This window comes from Pseudomonas sp. UMAB-40 (assembly GCF_900095275.1).
GTDB lineage: Bacteria > Pseudomonadota > Gammaproteobacteria > Pseudomonadales > Pseudomonadaceae > Aquipseudomonas > Aquipseudomonas mandelii_B.
The window spans coordinates 17,044-38,990 of the sequence record NZ_LT607557.1 but is presented as its reverse complement, the minus strand read 5'-3'; the positions used below and the strand labels follow the sequence as shown (position 1 = coordinate 38,990).

Sequence of the window (21,947 nt, the reverse complement as noted above, 5' to 3'; positions counted from 1 at the left end):
ACACGGAAACGATAGAGCGAGGGGGCAAGGCACACAAGCCGGCGGATTCTGGCGTAGTCGTAGGCAACGGCGCAAGGTTGTGTAGCCTTGGTCAGTGTCAGGAGATGTCTTTTAAACATCGCCGTTTAACATGAAAAGATTGTCCGAACCCAGCAGTTTTGGGCCGACATATCTGATAGCTAATGCCAACTTTCAAACCGCAGTCATACCCCTTACATCGGCTCCGGCGGTCCAATCAACCGCCCCATCACCCCAAACAACCCCAACTCCCGAATCACCTCCAATTCCCCTTTGGTCTCGACCATCTCCGCAATCAACGGCAAATCAATGCTGTTGGTCGCCCGGTAAATCGCATCAATAAACAGCCGCTTGTCACTCTGTTCATCAATGTGCCGGATGTACGCGCCATCGATTTTCAGATACGCCAAACCCAGCTGCGTCAGATTGCCGATCTGGCTGAAGCTACCGCCGAAATGCTGCAAGCCGATGCGGTAACCGGTGTCGAGCAGGCTGTGGCTCAGGCGTTGCAATTCATCGGGGGGCGGTAGTTGGCGTTCGTCGATTTCCAGTGTCAGCAGAGGGGCCAGGTCAGGCAGCGATTCGAGCATGTCGATGATTTGTCGCAGTTGTGCCGGGTCGCGCAGGGTGCTGCCGGACAGGCTTAACGCCAGCGGCCAGCGGTTGACGATGAGGTAATCGAGGGTGGCTTCGAGCATCGCCAGGTCGAGCCGTGCCGACCAGCCGAGACGCTCGATCCACGGCAGGAAATGCCCGGCGGCGATGGCCTCGCCTTGCGGGTCGAGCAAGCGCGCGAGGACTTTGTGGTGCAGCACCTGGCTGGTGTCGGCGCATTGCACCACGGGTTGGAAATACAGCTGCATTTTGCCGTGGGTCAGCGCGTCGTCGATCCAGGTGCGCCAGTCGTGTTGCGAGTGGTTCGTCGCGGTATCGGAATGGGCCAGATGCACCCACGGCCGCTCAGGATGTTGCTGAGCCTGGGCCAGCGCTTGATCGAGGCGCAGCAGGACGTCGCCGGCCGCTTGGCCGGGCTGATAGGCGACCACGCCCAAGTGTGCAACGGGCATGCAATCGCTGGCGCCGGTCAGGCGCAGGTTTTCCAGGGTGGCGCTGATTTCCGAGGCGAGGCGGGCGGCTTCGGTACTGTCCAGGCCCGGTGTCAGCAGGCTGAATTCGCCGCCACGATTACGCGCCGCCAGCCAGGTGCGCCGTTCCGGCAGTTGTGTGAGGCGCTTGAGCAATTCGCCGACGGCGCTGATCAGCCCATCGGTGCGCTGGCCGCCCAGGCGTTGGTTGAGGCCGATCAGGTCGTTGATTCGCAGCATCAATAAATGGCCGTCGCTGCTTTGCTCGCAGACCAATAAATGGTCGGCCAGTTGTTCGTCCAGCAAGCGTCGATTGGCCAGGCCCGTGAGGCTGTCCTGATAGGATTCGGCGCGCAATTTTTCGCTGCGCGTGGCCTCTTCGGAGAACAGCGCCTTGAGCTTTTCGACCATCTGATTCATGGCCAGCACCACGCGCCTCAGTTCAGGGGTGCGTGGCAGTTTTGGCAGGCTGAGGAACTCGCGTTTACTGATGGCTTCGGCTTGCCGGACCATTTTGTCGAGCGGGCGCAATTGCCGGCGTAACAACCATCCACCGAATACGGCGCTGAGCAGCCCGCAGATCAACAGCCAGATCAGGCTGCCGAGGGTGCTGTCCCAAAGTTTGGCCAGGGCGAACTGCGGATTGCTCTGCACTTCGACCCGCGCCACCTGTTCCCAACCGCGCATGATCAGCGCATCGCCACCTTCCGGGCGCAGGTTGACCAGACTCACAAACCAACCGGGCACGCCTTCGATCTGCGCCGATGTGCTGCGCTCCACCAGCACCTTTTCATCAACGATATTGACGACGCGGATGCTGCGGAAATAGCCGCTGTCGAAAATCGAGCTGACCATCAATTCGGTCATCGCCGGGTCGTCGATCTGCGCGGTCAACGACAGACCCAAGGCGGTGGCAGCATCCTGGGCGTGGGAGCGCAACTGGCTGAGCATCTGTTCTCGGGAGCTTTCCAGGCTGACAAAAAAACTGCCACTGAAGGCCACCAGCAAGAACAGGCAAATGGCGAGAAATAACTGTTTGCGCAGCGACATAAAACGCTCCTTGCGATGGCGGCTAGCCTTCGCCCACGGCGAACCCTTCGGCTTGCATCTTTTTCAACACGTCCTGCCACCGCGACAATTTCTTCGAGTCACTGCTGCGTTTGCCGCCATTGGCCCCCGGCAAGTACAGGCCTTCGGCGTTGAAGGCGTACACCGGCAACAGGTCGTTGCGTTGGGAGGCGGGGCGAATTTCGCCGATCAGGTTGTCGAGCACCAGCGGCTCGGCCGTGGGGCTGCTGTAGAAGGTCAGCACCATGTGCGCCTGGTTTTGGGACAGTGCCTTGACGTAGGTAATGCGCAGTTTCTCGCTGGGAATCCCGAGTTGGCGCAGGCTGAAATATTTCGCCAGGGCGTAGTCTTCGCAGTCGGCGGCACCCTTAATCAAAGATTCTTCCGGCGTGGCCCAGTAATCGGTCTGACGCCAGATGCGCGTGTCGTCCTGAAAGTTCAGCTGTTGATTGAAGAAGCGATTGACCGCGTCCAGTTGTTCGCGCTCGGGTTGGTTGAGTTCGCTTTTAAGCATTTGACTCCAGGCCTCGATTCTTCCTTGGGCGGGGCCGAGCGGGCCGTAGCGCTTTTCGGCGATTTGCAGGATCTGCGTAAAGTTCCAGTCGGCCCAGACACTGCTGAGCCCGGTCAGCAGAAAACTCGCCAGCAGCAGCCATCCGCCGAGCCGAAGTCGGAGCGTTGGCCATCCTGGACTACGCCGGCGACGGGACATGTCTGGCTGCTCGGGTGCAGATGACTGAAGTCTAGGCGGTGTTTTCAGCGAGGCAGGACAAATTGTCGGGTGGCAGGTGATCGTTCCCACGCGGAGCGTGGGAATGATCGGATGACGAGGGGGCTCAGGGCTTTTGCAGGGTTTTCTGTTTGAGGATGTAGATCGTCACCAGCACCGCGCTGGTCAGCATGACCCCCCGCGCCCACGGCAGGGGCACCAGGTAGCAGGAGAACAGGATGCTCACCCACATCAGGCCGATGGCGTAGACCTTGCCCTTGAGCGGGATGCCGTTGCCGTCGAGGTAGTCGCGAATCCACGGCCCAAGCCGTGGATGCCCCACCAGCCACTGATAAAACCGTGGCGAGCTGCGGGCGAAACAGGCGGCCGCCAGCAACAGGAAGGGCGTGGTGGGCAACACCGGCAGGAAAATCCCGATCACCCCCAGCGCTACGCTCAGCCAGCCGATGGCCAGAAGCACGTAACGCAACATCAGGGAGCGGTTGCCTATGGGGTTGTCCATAGGCAAAACCTTAGTGGTGACGTGGCTTGAGGATCGCCGGTTTCTCGTCTGGCGCCTGGCACAGCAGGTACAGCGCGGTCAGGGCTTCCGGGATCTGAACGATCATGTCGTCCATCAGGTTGGCGTCTTTGGCGATGTCTTCGAACTCAGGCTGTTCGTCGAACAGACCCGAACCGACCATGATTGGCAGCAGCATTTCGCTGACTTCGTCTTCGGCGGTTTCGAACCAGGCCGCTTCGCGCAGGAACACGCCTTCCATGAAACCGATGCACCAGCCGCGCAGGTCGGAATCGTCCGGCTCTTCGCCCAGGTCCAGGTCGCATGGCAGCTCGAACTCTTCATCGGAAGCCAGTTGGCGCGCGATGTGAGCCTTGAGGGCCAGCAGGGTGGATTCGATCGCTTCACGCTCGGTGTCGTCAGCGTAATGCGGCTCTTCGGCGAAGAGGGCGTCGATCCATTCTCGATCCGGAACCTCTTCGGAACAGATCGAAAGCGCAGTGAGGTAGCCGTGGGCGGCCACGTAGTCCAGCGCCTCGTCATGCAGTTCGTCGGCGTCGAGGAAGACTTGCAAACGGGTTAGTTGCTCAGCGAAGGACATTAAAGGGCTACCTTGGGAATTAACAGATGCGGGAATTCTAGGCCTTCTTGAGCGCTCAGGCCAGCCGCGCGGGATATTTGCGCCCCGGAACACCGCAATCCCCGTGGGAGCGGGCTTGCCCGCGATGAGGCCGGAACATCCAATACATTTATCGCCTGACACGCCACCATCGCGGGCAAGCCCGCTCCCACAGGTTTGTCCTCATGTGTCTTCTCAGCGGTGCCCTTTGCAAGGGAGGCCTCGGGTATACTCGCGCGTTTTGTGATGCCCTGCTGGCGTCGCGGCTGAGATGTGAAGCGTCATGCAATGCGCACTTACGATTTGTCGGTGCAGCCTGCGTGGTTCTGAACCAGCCTTGCAGGGATGTTTTTGTGATTTTTGGAGTTTTTATGCTCGAACAGGCTCAACGCGTCCTCAAGGACATCTTCGGCTACGACAGTTTCCGTGGCCGCCAGGGTGCAATCATTGAGCGCGTGGCCAGTGGCGGCGACGCCCTGGTGCTGATGCCTACCGGTGGCGGCAAATCCTTGTGCTTCCAGGTGCCGGCGCTGCTGCGCGAAGGCCTGGCGGTGGTGGTATCGCCGTTGATCGCACTGATGGACGATCAGGTCGCGACCCTCGAAGAGCTCGGCGTCGCCGCCGCTGCATTGAACTCCACCCTGAGCGCCGAGCAGCAGCGCGATCTTGCCGCGCGGATCAAGCGCGGCGAAGTGAAGATGCTGTATCTGGCGCCCGAGCGTCTGGTTCAGCCACGCATGCTGGCTTTCCTGCAAAGCCTTGAAATCGCCCTGTTCGCCATCGACGAAGCGCACTGCGTGTCCCAATGGGGCCATGACTTCCGTCGTGAATACCTGCAACTGGGCCAGTTGGCGGAGCTGTTCCCCAACGTCCCGCGCATTGCCCTGACGGCCACGGCCGACAAGCGCACCCGCGAAGAAATCGTCGACCGTTTGCATCTGCAGAACGCCGAGCGCTTTCTCTCGAGCTTCGACCGTCCGAACATTTTCTACCGCATCGTACCGAAGGAGCAGCCGCGCAAGCAGTTGCTGGCGTTTCTCGCCGAGCGCCGCAGTGATGCCGGCATTGTCTATTGCCTGTCGCGCAAGAAAGTCGACGAAGTCGCAGTGTTCCTCAGCGAGCAAGGCTTTCCGGCGCTGCCGTACCACGCCGGGTTGCCCAACGACACCCGGGCCCATCACCAGAAGCGCTTCCTCAACGAAGAAGGCCTGATCATGGTCGCCACCGTGGCGTTCGGCATGGGCATCGACAAGCCCAACGTGCGCTTTGTCGCCCACCTCGATTTGCCGAAATCCCTTGAGGCTTACTATCAGGAAACCGGTCGCGGCGGTCGTGATGGCCTGCCGGCGGATGCCTGGATGGCCTACGGCCTGCAAGACGTGGTGATGCTCAAGCAGATGCTGCAAAACTCCGAAGGCGACGAGCGCCACAAGCGTCTGGAGCAGCACAAGCTCGACGCTATGCTCTCGCTCTGCGAAGAAACCCGCTGCCGTCGGCAAACCTTGCTGGCCTACTTCGACGAAGACATGCCCGAGCCGTGCGGCCATTGTGACAACTGCGTCGATGGCGTGCAGACCTGGGACGCCACCGAGCCGGCCCGTCAGGCGCTCTCGGCAATCTACCGCACCGGCCAGCGTTATGGCGTCGGGCATCTGGTGGACGTGCTGCTGGGCAAAGACAACGAAAAGGTCCGCAGCTTCGGCCATCAGCACCTGTCGGTGTATGGCGTTGGCAAGGCCATGGGCGAGAGCGAATGGCGCTCCCTGTTCCGCCAGCTGGTGGCCCGTGGCCTGGCCGACATTGACCTTGAAGGCTACGGCGGCCTGCGCCTGAGCGACACGTGCCGGCCGCTGCTCAAGGGTGAAGTGACCCTGGAACTGCGCCGCGACCTCAAGCCGCAGACTACCGCCAAAAGCAGCAAGAGCCAGGCGAGCCAGCTGGTTCGTGGCGAAGAACGCGAACAGTGGGAAGCCTTGCGCGCCTTGCGTCGCAAGCTCGCCGAGGAACACGGCGTGCCGCCGTATGTCATCTTCCCCGACTCGACACTGTTGGAAATGCTCCGCAGCCAGCCGACCTCGCTGGCGGAAATGGCCACGGTCAGCGGCGTCGGCGCGCGCAAGCTCGAACGTTACGGCGAGGCCTTCCTCGAAGTGCTGGGCGGTCAGGTCGAGGCGCCGAAAGTCGTCGCCGACGTGCGCCACGAGTTGATCACCCTCGCTCGCGCCGGCATGACGCCGCTGCAGATCGCCGGTCAGCTGCAATGCTCGGAAAAGAATGTCTACACCATGCTCGCCGAGGCCATCGGCAAGCAGCAGTTGTCGCTGGAACAAGCGCTGGACCTGCCCGAAGAGTTGATGGGCGAGGTGCAGGATGCCTTCCTCGATGGCGAGGGCGAGTTGCCGCCGGTGTCGGAGATTGCCGCGCTGTTCGCCGGGCGAGTACCGGAAGGTGTCTTGTACTGCGTTCGGGCGGCACTGCAATCCGAATTCGAGGTTTAAATGACCTGTTACAGTGATGTAACGATTCACTACAGACCAGACCTTGCCTCAAGCCAACGGTCATGCTTAGCTGGCTAATAATTAGTTTTTCTCTATTTTCAGTCTAATCATGAGTTTTTTATGCCGTTAACCGATCAACACCGTTTTGGCATGCAACTGGCCCAGATGTCGCGCGGCTGGCGTGCCGAACTGGATCGCCGTCTGGCTGGCCTGGGTCTGTCCCAGGCGCGCTGGCTGGTGCTGCTGCACCTGGCGCGCTTCGAAGAAGCACCGACCCAGCGTGAACTGGCGCAAAGCGTCGGCGTCGAAGGGCCGACCCTGGCCCGGTTGCTCGACAGCCTGGAATCCCAGGGCCTGGTCCAGCGCCAATCCGTGCTGGAAGACCGCCGGGCGAAAAAAATCGTCCTCTGTGCCCCGGCCCGTCCTCTGATCGAACAAATTGAAACCATTGCCACTCAACTGCGCCGCGAACTGTTCGACGGCGTCGATGAGGCGGATTTGAAGGTGTGCATGCGAGTCCACGGGCACATTCTGGCCAACCTGGAAAAATCTTGAGGCATAACCGCGCGTCAGCTTTTTGAGATACCCCGTTGGGCAGACTATAAAGAACTACTAGGCAATATCGTGTTCGTACCGGATGTGCGAACGCGTACAGGTTGGTTCTGGTTATCTAAGGGATGCTCATGCTCGAGAGTTGGCACGTTGTATTGCGGTGTTGCGCCAGGCTGCTTCTGGTCGGTGGTGCTGTCACTTACTCGGCATTGGCCCCTGCGCTGGGATTGGGCGACATTACCCTTCATTCCGCGCTGAATCAGCCGTTGCGCGCTGACATCGCTCTGGTGGATGTCGGTGGGCTGGAGGAGGGCGAGCTGTCGGTCAGCCTGGCGACGGCGGAGGAATTCACCCGCTCCGGCGTCGATCGGGTGTTCTTCCTCAACGACCTGAAGTTCACACCGATCCTGCGGGGCAACCGCAGCCTGATCCGGGTGACCTCGAACAAACCGGTCAATGAACCTTTCCTGAATTTCCTGGTGCAGCTCAATCAGCCCAATGGGCGCGTGCTGCGCGAGTACACGGTGCTGATCGATCCGCCGGGTTCTCCGGGGATCGTGCCGGCAGAAGACGAACCTGTCGCCAGTCCACAAAACTCTCCATTCCCCAGCGTCAAACCGGCCACTGCGCCGGCACCGGCGGCGAAGAAGTCCGCGCCTGCGCCGGCCGTCGTTCAACCTGCCGTGCCTGCGACCGATCCCGCTGCCGAACAACTGGCCGCCAGCGTGTTGCAAAACCAGCAGCTGCAAAAAACCATCGATGAGTTGAATGCAAAGCTTCAGGCTCAGGATGAACAGATCGCTGGCCAGAAGAAACAGGTGAGCGAACTGCAAACCCGGCTGTCGGAGGTCAACCAGGCGCCGCCGGTGACGCCGGTAGCGGTGGCACCTGCCCCCGTCGTTGTTGAAGAACCCGAGGCCAGCCATTGGCCGCTGATTATCGGCTTGCTGGCGCTGATCGCTCTGGTGTTGCTGGGGCTGTTTGTTCGACGTCAACGCCAGCAGGTTCAGGCGTTGCCCGAGTCTTCGCCCGTTTCACCCTCGAAACATGAGCCGGTACTTGAGCGTGCGGCGCACCCGTCGGTGCAACAGCCTATGCTGAAACCCGCTCCCGATCATCGTGAAGAGACGCCGCCAGGCGATGTGCTTGAAGGGGTCGGTATCTACTTGGCGTATGGCCGTTTTTCCGAAGCCGCGGGTTTGCTGCGAGAAGCGTTGGTCAAGGAACCGCAGCGCACGGATCTGGGCGTGCAACTGCTGGAAGTCCTCGGCAAGCAGGGGGATGTTCCCGCCTATGACGCGCAGGAAAAAAACCTGCGTGACGGCGGGTTCGACGAAGAAAAGCTTCAGGAGATCCGCGCCCGCCACCCGAAACTGAACAATGCGGCACCAGCGGCACCAGCGGCAGCCGTGGCAGTCGTCACCGCAGCGCAAGCGGCACCTGCCGACGAGTTCCAGTTGAATCTGGATGACCTGTCCATGGATTCCAGCTGGGACCTGATCAGCCCTTTCGACAATGCTAAACCTTCAGACGAATCATCAAAGGCCGTAGAACCGGCGTTCACCTCGAATCTGCACGTGTTGCCCGATGTATTCGAGATGCCTGAAGAACCTACGCTGGATGAGCCAGAGCTTGAGTGGGTCGCCGAACCGGACTCACAGGCGCTGGACGACGCCTTTCTCGATGAGTTCAGCGATGCCGGCCCGTCACTGGAGCTTGAGCCGTTAAATCCGCAGCCGGCCGAGCCGTCCAGTGCCGGTAAACTGGAACAAGCCCAGACCTGTATCGATGACGGCGATCTGGACAGCGCCATCGAACTGCTCAACGAGCTGCTGAAGGAGGGCGATGAGCCGCTCAGGCAAACTGCCCGGAGCCTGTTGGCCGGAATCCGCTGAGCCACTACTATGGCTGCGCCCTCTGGCTCAGGAATCTTGCCCGTCATGACCACGCATAAACCGGAAATCATCATCACTTATTGCACGCAATGCCAATGGTTATTGCGTGCGGCCTGGCTGGCCCAGGAACTGCTCAGCACCTTCGGCGACGACCTGGGCAAAGTGTCGCTGGTGCCCGGTACCGGTGGGGTTTTTCATATTTTCTGCAACGATGTGCAGATCTGGGAACGCAAGGCCGATGGCGGTTTCCCGGAAGCCAAGGTGCTCAAGCAGCGGGTCCGCGATCAGATCGACCCGGACCGCGACCTCGGCCACAACGACCGCACTCAGTGAGACGCAGCTTCGGCTGCCACGGTCTTTTTGCTTGAAGCGGACAGTCTGCTGGAGACCACAATCGCGACGATGATCAAGGCACCGCCGAGCAGCATGCGCACCGTCGGGTTTTCATCGAACAACAACCACGCCATGGTGATGCCGTACACCGGTTCCAGGGCGAACACCACAGCCGCGGTGCGCGCCTTGATCACCGCCAGGCTGGCGACGAACAAGCTATGAGCGACGCCGGTGCAGAACACCCCGAGCAAACCGATCCACAGCCATTCGATGGCGCGGACGTCGCTCAACTGCGGCGCCGCCACCGGCAGCAGGCACAGCGCGACCACCACGTTCTGACACAGCGCGGCCTGCACCGGCGGGATTCTGCCGGAGCTGGCGCGGTTGGTCAGCGACAGCAGGGCGAACAGCAAGCCTGAACCGACCGCCCAGAGCAGGCCCGTGGTGGCGCCACTCGCCAGATCGAAGTCAGGCGTGACCAGCACCAGCCCGACACTCACCAGCACCACCAACAGGATTTCATTGGCGCGGATCCGCTCACGGAATATCAACCCTTCGAGGATCACGGTAAACGCCGGGAAGCTGGCGAAACCCAGGGTCGCGATCGCCACCCCGGCCACTTTCACCGCAATGAAGAAACTCACCCAATGCCCGGCCAGCAGCAAGCCACTGAGCAGCAGCCGGCGCCAGTCCTGTGCTTCGAGTGTGTACCAGCGCGTGTTGCTGGCAAACCGCGCGAACACCGCCAGGGCGAGCACGGCAAATGCAGCGCGGCCAAACACGATGACCGCGGGCGAGGCGGCAGCGAGTTTGCCGAACACACCGGTCAGGCCGAACATCAATGCGCCGATATGCAGGGCGCCAAGGGCGGTACGGGGAGTCATTGCGATCCTTGATAAATGTATTTGAACCGGGCTGCCAGACACCATCGCCAGCTGCTACATTTAATCGCGCGACGCCCAGTGATGTCTGTCTTCAGACTATCGACTTTTGTCGCCAGCCTCGCGCCGCAGTTCGCCCGGGGTCTTACCAAACTCGCGCAACACCGCCGCGGCAAAGGCACTCTGGGAACTGTAACCGACCCGACTGGCAATCTCGCCGATGGGCAATGGCGAATCCCGCAACAGTCCCACCGCACTATGCAGCCGCCGACTGCGGATGTAATCCATAGGTGTCTGCCCGCATTCAGCGACAAACCGCGCATGCAACCGGGCGCTGGACAGCCCGGCAACGCGCGCCAGATCGGCGACCTGCAATGGATAAGCCGCGTACTGATCGATATGCGCATTCAGCGCCGCATACGGCAGGCGCCGACCGCCCACGATGTCGGGCTTGGCGTTGTTGAGGCTGGCCAATAACAGCACCGCGCCCTGCTGGGCAATCAACGGGTCACTGACCTGGCTGCCCGCCAGCCAGCTCACTAATTGGCTTTGCCCGGCATCTAGCGGCAGGCGACCGGCGTTGTCGAGCAAACGGCGGCTGGCGTCGGCGTGATCGCCAAGGGACTGCGAAACCCATTGATCGCTCGGTATATCCAGCACCAGGCAACGGCTGCCATTGCTGCTGCCGCAGGCGTGATGAAAGCCCGATGGCACCACCACGAAACTCTGCTGAACCACCTGGCTGCCATGCCCGCCGACTTCGAAGTCCAGCGCACCCGACAACCCGAACACCAGTTGCGCGTGGTCGTGGCTGTGGACGATCAGGTCCTTGGTGTATTGGCGCAGCGTGAGGATCGGTCTCATCGCAGGTCTCCCGGTCAAGATGCGGCCAGTCTACACCGGCCGGGCGTTGTCACAGGATTGACTCGCCGCTGTCATGGGCCATTAACCCGACCGGCGCAAGCTTGCCAAAACTTGCCCTGAGGGTTGTCCATGACCAGCGCCGAGCTCGCCAAACCCAGCCGTAAGCAACGTGTGCGGACCTTGTGGATTTCCGACGTGCATCTGGGCACCCGGGACTGCCAGGCCGAGCACCTGTCGCAGTTTCTCAAGGGCTACCATGCGGACAAGATCTACCTGGTCGGCGACATCATCGACGGCTGGAAACTGCGCGGCGGCATGTACTGGCCGCAGACGCACACCAACGTGATCCGCCGCCTGCTGACCATGAGCAAGCGTGGCACCGAGGTGATCTATGTCACCGGTAACCATGACGAATTCCTGCGCCGCTACTCGAAGCTGATCCTGGGCAACATCCAACTGGTGGACGAAGCGGTGCACGTGACCGCCGATGGCCGCCATCTGCTGGTGATTCATGGCGATCAGTTCGACGTGATTACCCGGTATCACCGCTGGCTGGCCTTTCTCGGCGACTCGGCCTACGAATTCACCCTGACCCTCAACCGCTGGCTGAATCACTGGCGCGCGCGTTATGGCTACGGCTACTGGTCGCTGTCGGCCTACCTCAAACACAAGGTGAAAACGGCGGTCAGTTTTATCAGCGACTTTGAAGAAGCCATCGCCCACGAGTGCGTCAAACGCGAGTTGCATGGGGTGGTGTGCGGGCATATTCACCATGCCGAGATTCGCAAGGTCGGAGGGGTGGATTACCTCAATTGCGGGGATTGGGTGGAGTCGTGCACGGCGTTGATCGAGCATTGGGACGGGTCGATCGAGTTGTATCGGTTGGCGGATGCACAGGCGCGGGAGGCGGAGTTGAAAGCCATTAAAGTCGCAGAGCCGGCATAGTCTGTTAGCAATGCAGTGTCTGAGCCGGCCTCTTCGCGGGCAAGCCCGCTCCCACAGTGACCGAGGTGAACACAAGATTTGTGAAACGCCAGAGAACCCTGTGGGAGCGGGCTTGCCCGCGAAGAGGCCTGGCCGGACACCCCACGCCTGTCAGGCTGGCGAATGTTCTTCCATCGCCGCCTTGTAGATCGAATGCTTCGGATGCGCAAACAAGCGCTCCATCATCGGCTCAAAGAAACTCAGCGGTAATGTCTCGTAAGCCGGATCAAACGCCGCCGCGTCATATTTGGCGCAGAACTCGATGGTTGGCTGATACTGCGGATGCCCGCTGAATTGTTCGCGCAAATGCCGATCCATACCCAGGTGATGGAAAAAGTAATACCCCTGGAATATCCCGTGCTTCTCCACCATCCACAGGTTTTCGGCGCTGACGAACGGTTTGAGAATCGCCGCGGCGATGTCCGGATGGTTGTAGGAACCGAGCGTGTCGCCGATGTCGTGAAGCAGCGCGCAGACCACGTATTCTTCATCCCGGCCATCGCGCCAGGCACGGCTGGCAGTCTGCAAGGAGTGGGTCAGCCGATCCACCGGGAAGCCGCCAAAATCACCCTCCAGCAATTTCAGGTGCGCCACAATCCGTGACGGCAACTGCCTGGCGTAGGCACTGAAGTCGGCGGCGATAATCGCCCAGTCTTCCTGCGTGCCATCCTGCATGTGGGTGAATCGTGCATTGGCGTTCATCAGCTATCCTCTTGTTCTAATCGAAAGGGATGTCTTGAGTGTAGGGCTTGGATCCAATGTCGCATTGACTGCGCAGGACGGTTTGATGGCCAGTGGAGCCTAGAACGGCACGCGACCCAGGATCATGTCGCGGTACATGACAAAGTCGCCGAGCAGGCTGTAAAGAGGATGCTGAAATGTGGCGGGACGGTTTTTCTCAAAAAAGAAATGCCCGACCCAGGCGAAGCTGTAACCCGCCAGCGGCAAGGCGAGCAACATCAACCAGGCGCCTTTGCCGATGGTCAGCGCCAGAATGAAGATGACCAGGCTGGTGCCGACAAAATGCAATCGTCGACAAGTGCTGTTGCTGTGTTCACTGAGGTAGTACGGGTAAAACTCAGCGAAGCTGTTGAAACGTTTGACGTTTTCCACGACTGCGATCTCTGTGCTTGTTGTTCTGATTGCAAGTTGTTCTGCGGGTAGCCTATTTGAGTCTAGAGTGATCATTGGCATCAGCCAGTGACAATGGGCGCCACTTTAGTATCCTTCGAAAACTTGCCGCGGTAGACGGCTCACTAATCAGTAAGAAAACGCCATGAGCGAACGAACGACTTCTGCAAGCTGGGCGATGGGGATTGTCAAAGCTCTGGAGATGGACGGCCTGGATTGCCGGGTTCTGTTCAAGCAGCTAGGGCTCGACTACGCGTCTCTGGATGATCCGGATGCGCGCTTCCCGCAAGATTCCATGACACGCCTGTGGCAGCGCGCGGTCGAGCTGTCCGGCAACCCGGCGATTGGCCTGAACATGGGCAAGGTGGTGCGACCGGCATCCTTCCATGTTGCCGGCTACGCGCTGATGTCCAGCCAGACTCTGGCCGAAGGCTTTCAGCGGCTGGTGCGTTATCAGCGAATCATTGCCGAAAGTGCCGACCTGAGTTTCCGATTGCTGGATGAAGGTTATGCGCTGATTCTGACGGTGCATGGCGATCACTTGCCGCCGACCCGACAGAGCGCCGAAGCGTCGCTGGCCTGTGCGTTGGCGCTGTGCGGCTGGTTGACCGGGCGCACGTTGCAACCGCGCAAGGTGCTGATCCAGGGCGATCAGCCTGTCGATCTCGAACCCTATAAACAAGCGTTCCATGCGCCGTTGGTGTTCAACGCGGCCTATGACGCCTTGATTTTCGAACGCGCCGACATGGAAGCGCCGCTGCCGACGGCCAACGAGGCGATGGCGCTGTTGCACGACCGCTTTGCCGGCGAATACCTGGCGCGGTTTTCCGAGAGCCGCGTGACCCACAAGGCGCGCCAGGTGCTGTGCCGTTTGCTGCCCCAGGGCGAACCCAAGCGCGATACGGTGGCGCAGACGCTGCACCTGTCGCAGCGCACCTTGCAGCGCCGTTTGCAGGAAGAAGGCACGAGTTTTCAAACCTTGCTCGACGACACGCGACGTGAACTGGCCGAGCAGTACCTGGCGCAGCCCACCATGACCCTGCTGGAAATTGCCTACCTGTTGGGGTTTGCCGATCCGAGCAATTTCTTCCGCGCCTTCAGGCGCTGGTTCGACGCCACGCCCGGCGAGTACCGGGCGCGGCTGATGGAAACGCCGGCGGTTGTCAGTGCCGCCAGAACGCAGGAATACACAGAACAAACACCGTAATGATCTCCAGTCGGCCCAGCAGCATGCCGAACGAGAGAATCCACTTGGCGGCGTCCGGCAGGGTGGCGAAGTTGCCCGCCGGGCCGATGGTCTCGCCCAATCCCGGGCCGACACCGGATACGGTGCTGGCAGCGCCGGTCAGGGCAGTCATCCAGTCGACGCCGAGCAGCGACAGCAGCAATGCAATCACGCAGATGGTGATGGCGAAGAAGAACGAGAAGGTCAGGATCGAACGCACGATCTCTTCGTCGAGACGGTGGCCGTTGTACTTCTGCTTGATCACCGCGCGCGGGTGAATCAATTGGTTAAGGTTGGCCTTGAGCAGGATGTAGGCAACCTGGAAACGGAAAATCTTGATCCCGCCCGCCGTCGAGCCCGAGCAACCGCCGACAAACCCCAGATAGAAGAACAGCATCAGCGAGAAGTTGCCCCAGAGGCTGTAGTCCCCCAGTGCAAATCCTGTCGTGGTGACGACTGAGGTCACATTCAGCGCCACATGCCGCAACGCATCCAGCCAATGCAGTTGGGTGGTCCACCAGTACCAGGTGCCGAGCACCAGCCAGGTCACCAGCAACATGCCGAGCAAGCCTTGAACCTGCTGATCCTTGATCAGTGCCCGACGGTTGCCGCGCAAGGTCGCTACGTACAGGGTGAACGGCAGGCTGCCGAGAATCATGATGACAATCGCCACCCAGTGCACCGCCGGTTGCGTCCACTTGGCCAGGGACTGGTCGGACGTTGAGAAACCTCCGGTGGAAATCGCCGACATCGCGTGGTTGATCGCGTCGAACGGGCTCATCCCGGCCCACCAGAACGCCAGGCTGCCGAGAATGGTGATGCCCACATAAGCCGCAACGATCAAACGCGCCACCATGTGCGAACGGGGCATGACCTTTTCGGAACGGTCCGACGACTCTGTCTGGAACAGCCGCATGCCACCGATGCGCAGCAGTGGCAGAATTGCCACCGCCATGCCGATAAAGCCGATGCCGCCGATCCAGTGCAGCAACGAGCGCCACATCAGGATGCCGGGGGACATGGTGTCCAGTCCCGTGAGCACCGTGGAGCCGGTGGCCGTGATGCCGGACATGCTTTCGAAGAACGAGTCGGTGTAGCTGATGCGCTGGGTCAGCAGGAATGGCAGCGCTGCGAAGATGCACACCACCACCCAGCTGCTGACAGTCAGCAAGTACATGTCTCGCGGGCGCAGATGAATGTGTTCGGGACGGCCGGGGATGACCAGGGCTAAACCCGCGAGGAAGGTAATCATGCTCGCCCAGAGGAACGACGGCAGATCGCTCGTGCGCTCGAAAATCACCAGGGTGGCCATGGGCACGACCATGGCGATGGCCAGCGTGATCAGGAAGATGCCGATGATGAATCCAATAATCCGTAAGGTCGGCAACGCCATGAAGTCCGCTCGGGCTGAGGAAGGGAAGGCCGCCATTCTACCTGCGGGGCAGGGCATGTAAACCGGCACTGCCACGGCAGTTGAAGCTAGAATAGCCGCACATATTTTTCTGGAGGTGGCCGATGCAGGCTCTCGACGCTTTGCTCAACCGTGTTTCCGTTCCACGACTGCTCGAACCGGCACCTACCGCAGCGCAGCGTGAAGTGCTGTTTTCTGCCGCGATGCGTGCGCCGGACCACGGCCATTTGCAGCCTTGGCGCTTCCTGACAGTCGAAGGTGCGGCGCGCGAGCAAATGGGCGAGTTGCTGGCCGAAGCGGCGAAGCTGCAAGACAGCGAGGTGTCCGAGGCGGCGCTGGACAAAGCGCGTAACGGTCCGTTGCGCGCACCGCTGGTGGTTGTGGTGATCGCGCGATTGCAGGACCACGTCAAATACCCGAAATCCGAACAACTGCTGGCGGCGGGGTGTGCGGCTCACGGAATTCTGCTGGCCGCTTACGCGCAAGGCATTGGCGCGGTTTGGCGCACAGGGGATCTAGCCTATTCGGTGCATGTGGCCAAGGGGTTGGGATTGGCGGAAGGGGAAGAGGTGATCGCTTTCCTGTACCTGGGGACGCCGCAGAAAGAACCGCGGGTGGCCGAGAAAGTGGACCTGGCCGAGTTCGTCAGCGCTTGGCCCGGTAGCAACTGAGCGCCCAATCCCTTGTGGGAGCGGGCTTGCCCGCGATGGCGGTGGCACGTTCAACGTATCAGTGCCTGACATTCCGCTATCGCGGGCAAGCCCGCTCCCACAGGGATTACGGTTGAACCATCGCTCCGGGCACCAGCGGTAATTCCAGGCTGGCGATGAACCCGCCTTGCGGATGATTGGCCAGTACCAGACTCCCGCCATGTCGCTCCGCCGCACGTCGCGCAATGGCCAGTCCCAAGCCATGCCCGGCCGCCGTCTGCCCCGGCGCCCGATAGAATGGCTCACCCAACTGAGTCAGATGCTCGGCATCGACACCGGGCCCATGGTCCCTGACGCTGACCACAATCCGCTCGCCCTGGCGCACCGCCTGCATTTCAATCGACTGCCCCAAGGGGTTGAAGCGCTGAGCGTTGCGCAGCAGGTTGTCGACGGCGCGCTCGATCATCGTCGGCCAGCCCTTGAGGTTCAGCTGCGGTTCGACGTCCAGGTGAACGGTCTGCTCCGGTGAACTCAATTGCGCATCCTTTTGCAGCGTACTGAGCAACGCATTCAGATCCACTTCTTCAGCGCTGGCGTTGTCGGCATCGACCCGCGCCAATACCAGGATTTCGCTGATCAAGGCTTCCAGTCGATCGCATTCACGGGTCAAGCGTGGCGCGAGTTTTTCCCGTTCTTCGGGTGTGGCCCGTTCAGCCAGTGCCAGGGCAATGCGCAGTCGCGCCAGCGGCGAACGCAGTTCATGGGACACATCACGCAGCAATTGTCGTTGGCTGCCGATCAGACTTTGCAGGCGCGCACCCATGCGGTTGAAGTCGTTGGCCAATACACCAAATTCGTCGCGCCGGTTGGCCAGTTTCACCAGGCTGTTCTGCTGATAGGTGGTTTGCCCCAGGTCATGCACCGCACCGCGCAAGCGGTTCAGCGGGCGAGTGATGGACAAGGTCACGAACAGGCTGAAGAGGGTCAGCACCACCAGCGCAATGCCCAGCGCACTCAACGGCCAGAGCAGGCTTTCGCGGTGCCAGGCGTCCAGTTCCGGGTGCGGAATGCGATAGATCAGCAGGTAGGTGTCGCCCGTCTTGGCACTGGTGTATTCGTCGGTCAGACGTCGCCACGGCAGGCGACGATCGTCGTTGTTCTGCCGTGCTTCGAAAGCCGCCGCACGCCGGGGAAAGGTGCCGCGCACCACCGGGTCGCCGCTCTCGTTGAGTACCTGAACGTCGATGTGATATTGGCGCTTGCGCTGTTCCAGAATGTCCTGGGCCGCTTCCTCGCCCTGGGCTTCGTAGGTTTGCGTCCACTGTTCGGCCAGGGTGTTGAGGCCCGGGTGGCGGCTGAGAATCCACGCGTCCTGGTTGAGCATGTGCCCCAACAGAATGGAAAGCCCTGCAACCAGAGCGATGGCCAGCCAGAAGCTGGCCAGGATACGCCAGAACAATGAGCGCACAGAAAATCCTCAAACAAACATTAACCAGTGTGGGAGCGAGCCGACCTGTAGGAGCGAGGCTTGCCCGCGAAAGCGATTTCATGATCAACAGCGGTGTTGAATGTTAAATCGATTTCGCGGGCAAGTCGGATCGCCGCACCGCTCGCTCCTACAATGGCAAAAAACCCGACGGGGTTAGCCGTCGGGTCCGGGGTCAGCGCATTATTGCGCTTTTTGCGCTTTTTGCGGTTGTTGCGCTTTCCACGCCTTGAACTCAGCCCATTCGGCGCGGCGCTCAGCCTGTTTCTTCTGGATCTCGTCGAATTTCTTCTGTTGATCCGGTTTCAGCAGGCCACGGACATCGGCTTCGGCTTTTTTGTGGTTGGCGGCCATTTCGTCCTTCATGGCTTTCTGGTCGGCCGGCGAGAGTTTCTCCAAGTACTTCTCGACCACTTGCTTACGCTCGTGCATCTGCTCGCCCATGATTTTGCGGATCTGTTCACGCTGTTCGCGGCTCAGGTCCAGCTGGCTGTACGGGCCTTTATCGTGCATGCCGTGCATCTGACCGCCGTGGCGCGGGCCGTCCATCGGGCCACCCATCGGGCCGGCACCTTCAGGCATGGCCATGGCAACGGTCGGCAGGGCGGCAGCGAACATCAGAGCGATAAGAGTCTTGCGCATGGTGAATCTCCTTGTCTCGTTCCCGGTACGTTCCGGATGAGTTCAGATTACGGAGATCAAGGTCAGCGGCGGTCAGCGGAGCGTAAAGCTTGGGTAAAGACGATTTCTCATCGACCTTACAAATCCATGCCCTGACGAAACACTATCGTTGTAGCAGCTGTTGAGCCCTGGCAAGGCTGCGTTCGGCGGCGAAGCCGTCGTAAAACCTGAGAACGCGGTTTACCTGAACAAACGCATCGTCTGATTACACGACTGCTTCGCAGCCGAACGCAGCCTCGCCGGGGCTCGACAGCTGCTACGAAGGTTTGCGTTGGGTTTCAGAGGCTGTAGTAGTAACCGCGGCTACGCAGGGCAACGATGCGCGGGCGGCCGTCGGGGTGCGGGCCGATTTTTTTGCGCAGGTTGCTGACGTGCATGTCCAGGCTGCGGTCGTACAGGGTCAGCTTGCGGCCGAGGGCGATTTGCGCCAGGTCCTGTTTGTCCAGGGGCTCGCCGGGTTGCTTGAGCAGGGCTTCCAGCAGACGGCTTTCGGAGACGGTGAGGGTGAATTCCTGTTCGTCGATGCTGACCACGCCACGCACCGGGCTGAAGCACAGGTCGCCCAATTCGAGCTGGCTGGACACCGCCGTCGGATGACTGCGGCGCAGTACGGCGCGCAGACGGGCTGTCAGTTCCCGTGGGTCGCACGGCTTGGCCAGGTAATCGTCGGCGCCGAGTTCCAGGCCGAGGATACGATCCAGTGGCTCGCCACGCGCAGACAGCATCAGCACCGGCAGGTCCGGGTGGTCGCTGCGCAATTGCTTGAGCAGTTCCAGACCGCTGCCGTCCGGCAGCATCACGTCCAGTACCACGGCGGCGGGGGAGGTTTCGGCCAGCGCACGGCGAGCACTCTGGCCGTCGTGACAGGCACGGACCTGAAAGCCTTCCTGGCTCAGCCAACTGCTCAGGAGCTCGCACAGCTCCTGGTCATCATCAATTAATAACAGCTCGCTCATTACTCACTCAATTTAGCCATTGCCGACGTTTTCTGGTGGCACCACTGGCGAAGATACCGCAGAGCAGGGCCAATAGCGCAACCCCACCACCGATTACGAACCATTGCTGCTGATCAGTCAGCAGACGTGGCAGCGGATTGCTGGCCTGGGCTTCCTTGAGTTGCAGCTTGAGGCGCTGGTTCTCTTGGCGCAACCGGCCCAGCTGAGCGCTTTCGCGTTCACTGTCGGTATTTTGCAGTTGTTTGCTCAGTTCTTCTCGTTGCTGCTCACTTGCCTTCAAGCGCTGCTGCAACTCAGTGATCTGGCTGCCGGCGCTCAGCGACAGCGGCGTCGAACTGTGGCCCTCGGCGCTTTCTTCACCGTGGGCAGGCGCCACCATCGACAACGTCACCAACATCAGACACAACGGACCTTTGCGCATCGCCACTCCTGATTCCAATACGAGTATTGGGCAGGTTGTCGGCCGGCAAACGAGAATAATGAGCGTTGAGCGCGCGATGAACCGGCAAGGTTCATCGCGCGGGCGCGATTTACGGCAGGACTTGCTTGAACGGCTTGACCGAAACGTTGGCGTAGACGCCGGCGGCGATGTACGGATCCGCATCGGCCCAGGCCTGGGCGGCGCTCAGGGAATCGAACTCGGCGACGATCAGGCTGCCGGTGAATCCCGCCGCGCCCGGATCATTGCTGTCGACTGCCGGGTGCGGGCCGGCCAATACGATACGACCTTCGCCCTTGAGCACTTGCAGGCGCTCAAGGTGGGCAGGCCGTGCGGCCAGGCGGGCTTCCAGGGAGTTGGCGACGTCTGTGGCAATGATGGCGTAAAGCATGTCAGTCCTCGGTTTTTGGCGTGGTGGTATCGGCGTCGTGCAGGTGGCGGGACAGGTAAATGCCCTGGGCGACCAGGAACAGCAACGTCATGCCCAGGCTGCCGAAGACTTTGAAGTCGACCCAGTAGCTCTGGAACGTGAACGCGACGAACAGGTTGGCAGCACCGCAAAACAGGAAAAAACCGATCCAGGCGATGTTCAGACGCGTCCAGACCAGGTCTGGCAGGGTCAGTGCGTGACCCATGATGCGCTTGATTAGCAGTTGGTCACCGATGAAGTGGCTGCCAATGAACGCCAGGGCGAACAGCCAGTTGACCACCGGCGCTTTCCACTTCAGGAAGGTTTCGCTGTGGAACGCCAGGGTCAGGCTACCGAAGACCAGGCAGGCGATGAGGGTCAGCCATTGGCTCTTTTCCAGCTTTCGCTGCTTGATGAACAGCGCACCGTAAACCACCAGGGAGCTGATGATCAGCATCGCGGTGGCGCTGTAAATACCGCCTACAGTCAGTTGATGACCACCGATGTCGACGACCCGTGGATCAATTTTGAAAACGATGAAAAACAGCAGGAGCGGGATGAAATCGATGAATTGTTTCACAGTGGCAGCCAGAAGCAGGATGTGGCGGCATAATAACAAACATATGGGCGCGCGATAGCGCCAGCTGATTTGAGGTAACACATCCCCGTGAATGTCGACTTGCACTGCCATAGCACCGCCTCCGATGGCGCTCTCGCGCCTGCTGTCCTGGTGGCGCGTGCGTTCGAGAAAGGCGTGCGAGTCCTGGCCTTGACCGATCACGACACCCTCGAGGGCCTCGATGAGGCCCGCAGTGCGGCCACCGCGCTGGGGATGCAACTGGTCAATGGCGTGGAACTGTCCTGCACTTGGGGCGGCGCGACCATTCATGTGCTCGGCTACGGATTTGATGTCAATGCCGAACCGTTGGTCGAGGCGATTGCCAAATTGCACGATGGCCGCTGGCTGCGGTCCGAAGAAATAAGCCGCAAGCTGGCGTTGAAAGGCATGCCCGGCGCGTTGGAAGGTGCCCGGGCAATCCAGCAGGAACTGGGCGACAGTGGCAATGCGCCGGCCCGTCCGCACTTCGCCGACTGGATGGTGCGTGAAGGTTTCGTCAAGGATCGCGCTGAAGCGTTCCGTAAATGGCTGGGTGCCGGCAAGCTGGGCGACGTCAAGCAGCACTGGCCGACCTTGGAAGACACGGTCGAAACCCTGCGAGCCGCGAAAGCCTGGGTCAGCCTGGCGCATCCGTGGCACTACGATTTCACTCGCAGCAAGCGTCGCCGCCTGATTTCTGACTATATTCAAGCCGGGGGCCACGCCATTGAAGTGGTCAATGGCCATCAGCCCGCCGAGCAAGTGGGCAGCCTGGCGATTCTTGCCCGCGAGTTCGGTCTGCTGGTCAGCGCCGGCAGTGATTTTCATGGCCCTGGAGGCTGGTCCGAGATCGGCGAGTACCGCCCACTCCCGGAGGATCTGCCACCACTGTGGTGTCGATTCAAACATGACCCAATTATTGCCGCCGTCTGAAC

General features: G+C 60.7%; 23 protein-coding genes. 8 read left to right on the top strand and 15 right to left on the bottom strand.

The window, feature by feature from the left end; translation table 11 throughout:
- Nucleotides 1-212: 212 nt before the first annotated feature.
- The 4 genes from lapD to K0F88_RS11405 all read right to left on the bottom strand — a co-directional run bounded on the left by lapD (nucleotide 213) and on the right by K0F88_RS11405 (nucleotide 4,001).
- Nucleotides 213-2,153, bottom strand: a complete 1,941-nt coding sequence (lapD, locus tag K0F88_RS11420) for a cyclic di-GMP receptor LapD (protein WP_094468560.1) — start codon at nucleotides 2,151-2,153, stop codon at nucleotides 213-215.
- Between the two features lie 22 nt (nucleotides 2,154-2,175).
- Complete coding sequence (lapG, locus tag K0F88_RS11415) at nucleotides 2,176-2,883, bottom strand: cysteine protease LapG (protein WP_094468559.1); 708 nt, start codon at nucleotides 2,881-2,883, stop codon at nucleotides 2,176-2,178.
- A 124-nt stretch (nucleotides 2,884-3,007) separates the two neighbouring features.
- The gene (locus tag K0F88_RS11410) at nucleotides 3,008-3,403 is read right to left on the bottom strand and encodes a YbaN family protein (RefSeq protein ID WP_200667926.1); all 396 of its coding nucleotides are present in this window, start codon (nucleotides 3,401-3,403) and stop codon (nucleotides 3,008-3,010) included.
- Nucleotides 3,404-3,413: 10 nt separating this feature from the next.
- Nucleotides 3,414-4,001: a YecA family protein gene (locus K0F88_RS11405; protein ID WP_010461974.1), complete on the bottom strand. Its 588-nt coding sequence runs from the start codon at nucleotides 3,999-4,001 to the stop codon at nucleotides 3,414-3,416.
- Between the two features lie 389 nt (nucleotides 4,002-4,390).
- Between K0F88_RS11405 and recQ the strand changes: the two genes are divergently transcribed.
- The 4 genes from recQ to K0F88_RS11385 all read left to right on the top strand — a co-directional run bounded on the left by recQ (nucleotide 4,391) and on the right by K0F88_RS11385 (nucleotide 9,297).
- A complete protein-coding gene (recQ, locus tag K0F88_RS11400; protein WP_131062539.1) occupies nucleotides 4,391-6,517 on the top strand; it encodes a DNA helicase RecQ in 2,127 nt (708 codons plus the stop codon).
- Nucleotides 6,518-6,637: 120 nt separating this feature from the next.
- Nucleotides 6,638-7,072, top strand: a complete 435-nt coding sequence (locus K0F88_RS11395) for a MarR family transcriptional regulator (protein WP_094468556.1) — start codon at nucleotides 6,638-6,640, stop codon at nucleotides 7,070-7,072.
- Nucleotides 7,073-7,200: 128 nt separating this feature from the next.
- Nucleotides 7,201-8,964: a FimV/HubP family polar landmark protein gene (locus tag K0F88_RS11390; RefSeq protein ID WP_219095138.1), complete on the top strand. Its 1,764-nt coding sequence runs from the start codon at nucleotides 7,201-7,203 to the stop codon at nucleotides 8,962-8,964.
- A 45-nt stretch (nucleotides 8,965-9,009) separates the two neighbouring features.
- Nucleotides 9,010-9,297 (top strand): SelT/SelW/SelH family protein, encoded by a 288-nt coding sequence (locus K0F88_RS11385; protein WP_094468554.1) that lies wholly within the window; start codon nucleotides 9,010-9,012, stop codon nucleotides 9,295-9,297.
- On the opposite strand, the gene K0F88_RS11380 is transcribed toward K0F88_RS11385, so the two are convergent.
- Both K0F88_RS11380 and K0F88_RS11375 read right to left on the bottom strand, forming a co-directional pair.
- On the bottom strand, nucleotides 9,291-10,181 hold the full coding sequence (locus tag K0F88_RS11380) for a DMT family transporter (RefSeq protein ID WP_219095137.1): 891 nt from the start codon (nucleotides 10,179-10,181) through the stop codon (nucleotides 9,291-9,293). The two genes, K0F88_RS11385 and K0F88_RS11380, sit on opposite strands and share 7 nt — an antisense overlap.
- 96 nt (nucleotides 10,182-10,277) lie before the next feature.
- Nucleotides 10,278-11,042 carry an AraC family transcriptional regulator gene (locus tag K0F88_RS11375; RefSeq protein ID WP_094468552.1) on the bottom strand — a complete coding sequence of 255 codons (765 nt, stop codon included), beginning with the start codon at nucleotides 11,040-11,042 and terminating at the stop codon, nucleotides 10,278-10,280.
- 129 nt (nucleotides 11,043-11,171) lie between these two features.
- Here K0F88_RS11375 and K0F88_RS11370 point away from each other — a divergent pair, with 129 nt between their 5' ends.
- Nucleotides 11,172-11,987 (top strand): UDP-2,3-diacylglucosamine diphosphatase, encoded by an 816-nt coding sequence (locus K0F88_RS11370; RefSeq protein ID WP_219095136.1) that lies wholly within the window; start codon nucleotides 11,172-11,174, stop codon nucleotides 11,985-11,987.
- A 150-nt stretch (nucleotides 11,988-12,137) separates the two neighbouring features.
- On the opposite strand, the gene K0F88_RS11365 is transcribed toward K0F88_RS11370, so the two are convergent.
- Complete coding sequence (locus tag K0F88_RS11365) at nucleotides 12,138-12,728, bottom strand: HD domain-containing protein (protein ID WP_094468550.1); 591 nt, start codon at nucleotides 12,726-12,728, stop codon at nucleotides 12,138-12,140.
- Between the two features lie 99 nt (nucleotides 12,729-12,827).
- Complete coding sequence (locus K0F88_RS11360; RefSeq protein WP_094468549.1) at nucleotides 12,828-13,139, bottom strand: Mpo1-like protein; 312 nt, start codon at nucleotides 13,137-13,139, stop codon at nucleotides 12,828-12,830.
- 163 nt (nucleotides 13,140-13,302) lie between these two features.
- Between K0F88_RS11360 and K0F88_RS11355 the strand changes: the two genes are divergently transcribed.
- The gene (locus tag K0F88_RS11355; protein ID WP_219095135.1) at nucleotides 13,303-14,364 is read left to right on the top strand and encodes an AraC family transcriptional regulator; all 1,062 of its coding nucleotides are present in this window, start codon (nucleotides 13,303-13,305) and stop codon (nucleotides 14,362-14,364) included.
- Here K0F88_RS11355 and K0F88_RS11350 read toward each other — a convergent pair.
- Nucleotides 14,321-15,775 carry a TrkH family potassium uptake protein gene (locus K0F88_RS11350; RefSeq protein WP_219095134.1) on the bottom strand — a complete coding sequence of 485 codons (1,455 nt, stop codon included), beginning with the start codon at nucleotides 15,773-15,775 and terminating at the stop codon, nucleotides 14,321-14,323. The genes K0F88_RS11355 and K0F88_RS11350 overlap by 44 nt on opposite strands.
- 122 nt (nucleotides 15,776-15,897) lie before the next feature.
- Between K0F88_RS11350 and K0F88_RS11345 the strand changes: the two genes are divergently transcribed.
- Complete coding sequence (locus tag K0F88_RS11345) at nucleotides 15,898-16,464, top strand: nitroreductase family protein (RefSeq protein ID WP_219095133.1); 567 nt, start codon at nucleotides 15,898-15,900, stop codon at nucleotides 16,462-16,464.
- A 106-nt stretch (nucleotides 16,465-16,570) separates the two neighbouring features.
- Here the strand turns inward: K0F88_RS11345 and K0F88_RS11340 are convergent, their stop codons facing one another.
- From K0F88_RS11340 to K0F88_RS11315, 6 genes are all read right to left on the bottom strand, one after another.
- A complete protein-coding gene (locus K0F88_RS11340) occupies nucleotides 16,571-17,911 on the bottom strand; it encodes a cell wall metabolism sensor histidine kinase WalK (protein WP_219095132.1) in 1,341 nt (446 codons plus the stop codon).
- Nucleotides 17,912-18,112: 201 nt separating this feature from the next.
- Nucleotides 18,113-18,571: a Spy/CpxP family protein refolding chaperone gene (locus K0F88_RS11335; RefSeq protein WP_219095131.1), complete on the bottom strand. Its 459-nt coding sequence runs from the start codon at nucleotides 18,569-18,571 to the stop codon at nucleotides 18,113-18,115.
- 317 nt (nucleotides 18,572-18,888) lie between these two features.
- A complete protein-coding gene (locus K0F88_RS11330; protein ID WP_010461945.1) occupies nucleotides 18,889-19,566 on the bottom strand; it encodes a response regulator transcription factor in 678 nt (225 codons plus the stop codon).
- Nucleotides 19,567-19,573: 7 nt separating this feature from the next.
- A complete protein-coding gene (locus K0F88_RS11325) occupies nucleotides 19,574-19,987 on the bottom strand; it encodes a translation initiation factor 2 (RefSeq protein WP_219095130.1) in 414 nt (137 codons plus the stop codon).
- Between the two features lie 109 nt (nucleotides 19,988-20,096).
- Nucleotides 20,097-20,396 carry a YciI family protein gene (locus K0F88_RS11320; RefSeq protein WP_008156126.1) on the bottom strand — a complete coding sequence of 100 codons (300 nt, stop codon included), beginning with the start codon at nucleotides 20,394-20,396 and terminating at the stop codon, nucleotides 20,097-20,099.
- Nucleotide 20,397: 1 nt separating this feature from the next.
- On the bottom strand, nucleotides 20,398-20,994 hold the full coding sequence (locus K0F88_RS11315; RefSeq protein WP_219095129.1) for a septation protein A: 597 nt from the start codon (nucleotides 20,992-20,994) through the stop codon (nucleotides 20,398-20,400).
- Nucleotides 20,995-21,081: 87 nt separating this feature from the next.
- Here K0F88_RS11315 and K0F88_RS11310 point away from each other — a divergent pair, with 87 nt between their 5' ends.
- On the top strand, nucleotides 21,082-21,945 hold the full coding sequence (locus K0F88_RS11310; protein WP_219095128.1) for a PHP domain-containing protein: 864 nt from the start codon (nucleotides 21,082-21,084) through the stop codon (nucleotides 21,943-21,945).
- Nucleotides 21,946-21,947 lie beyond the last annotated feature (2 nt).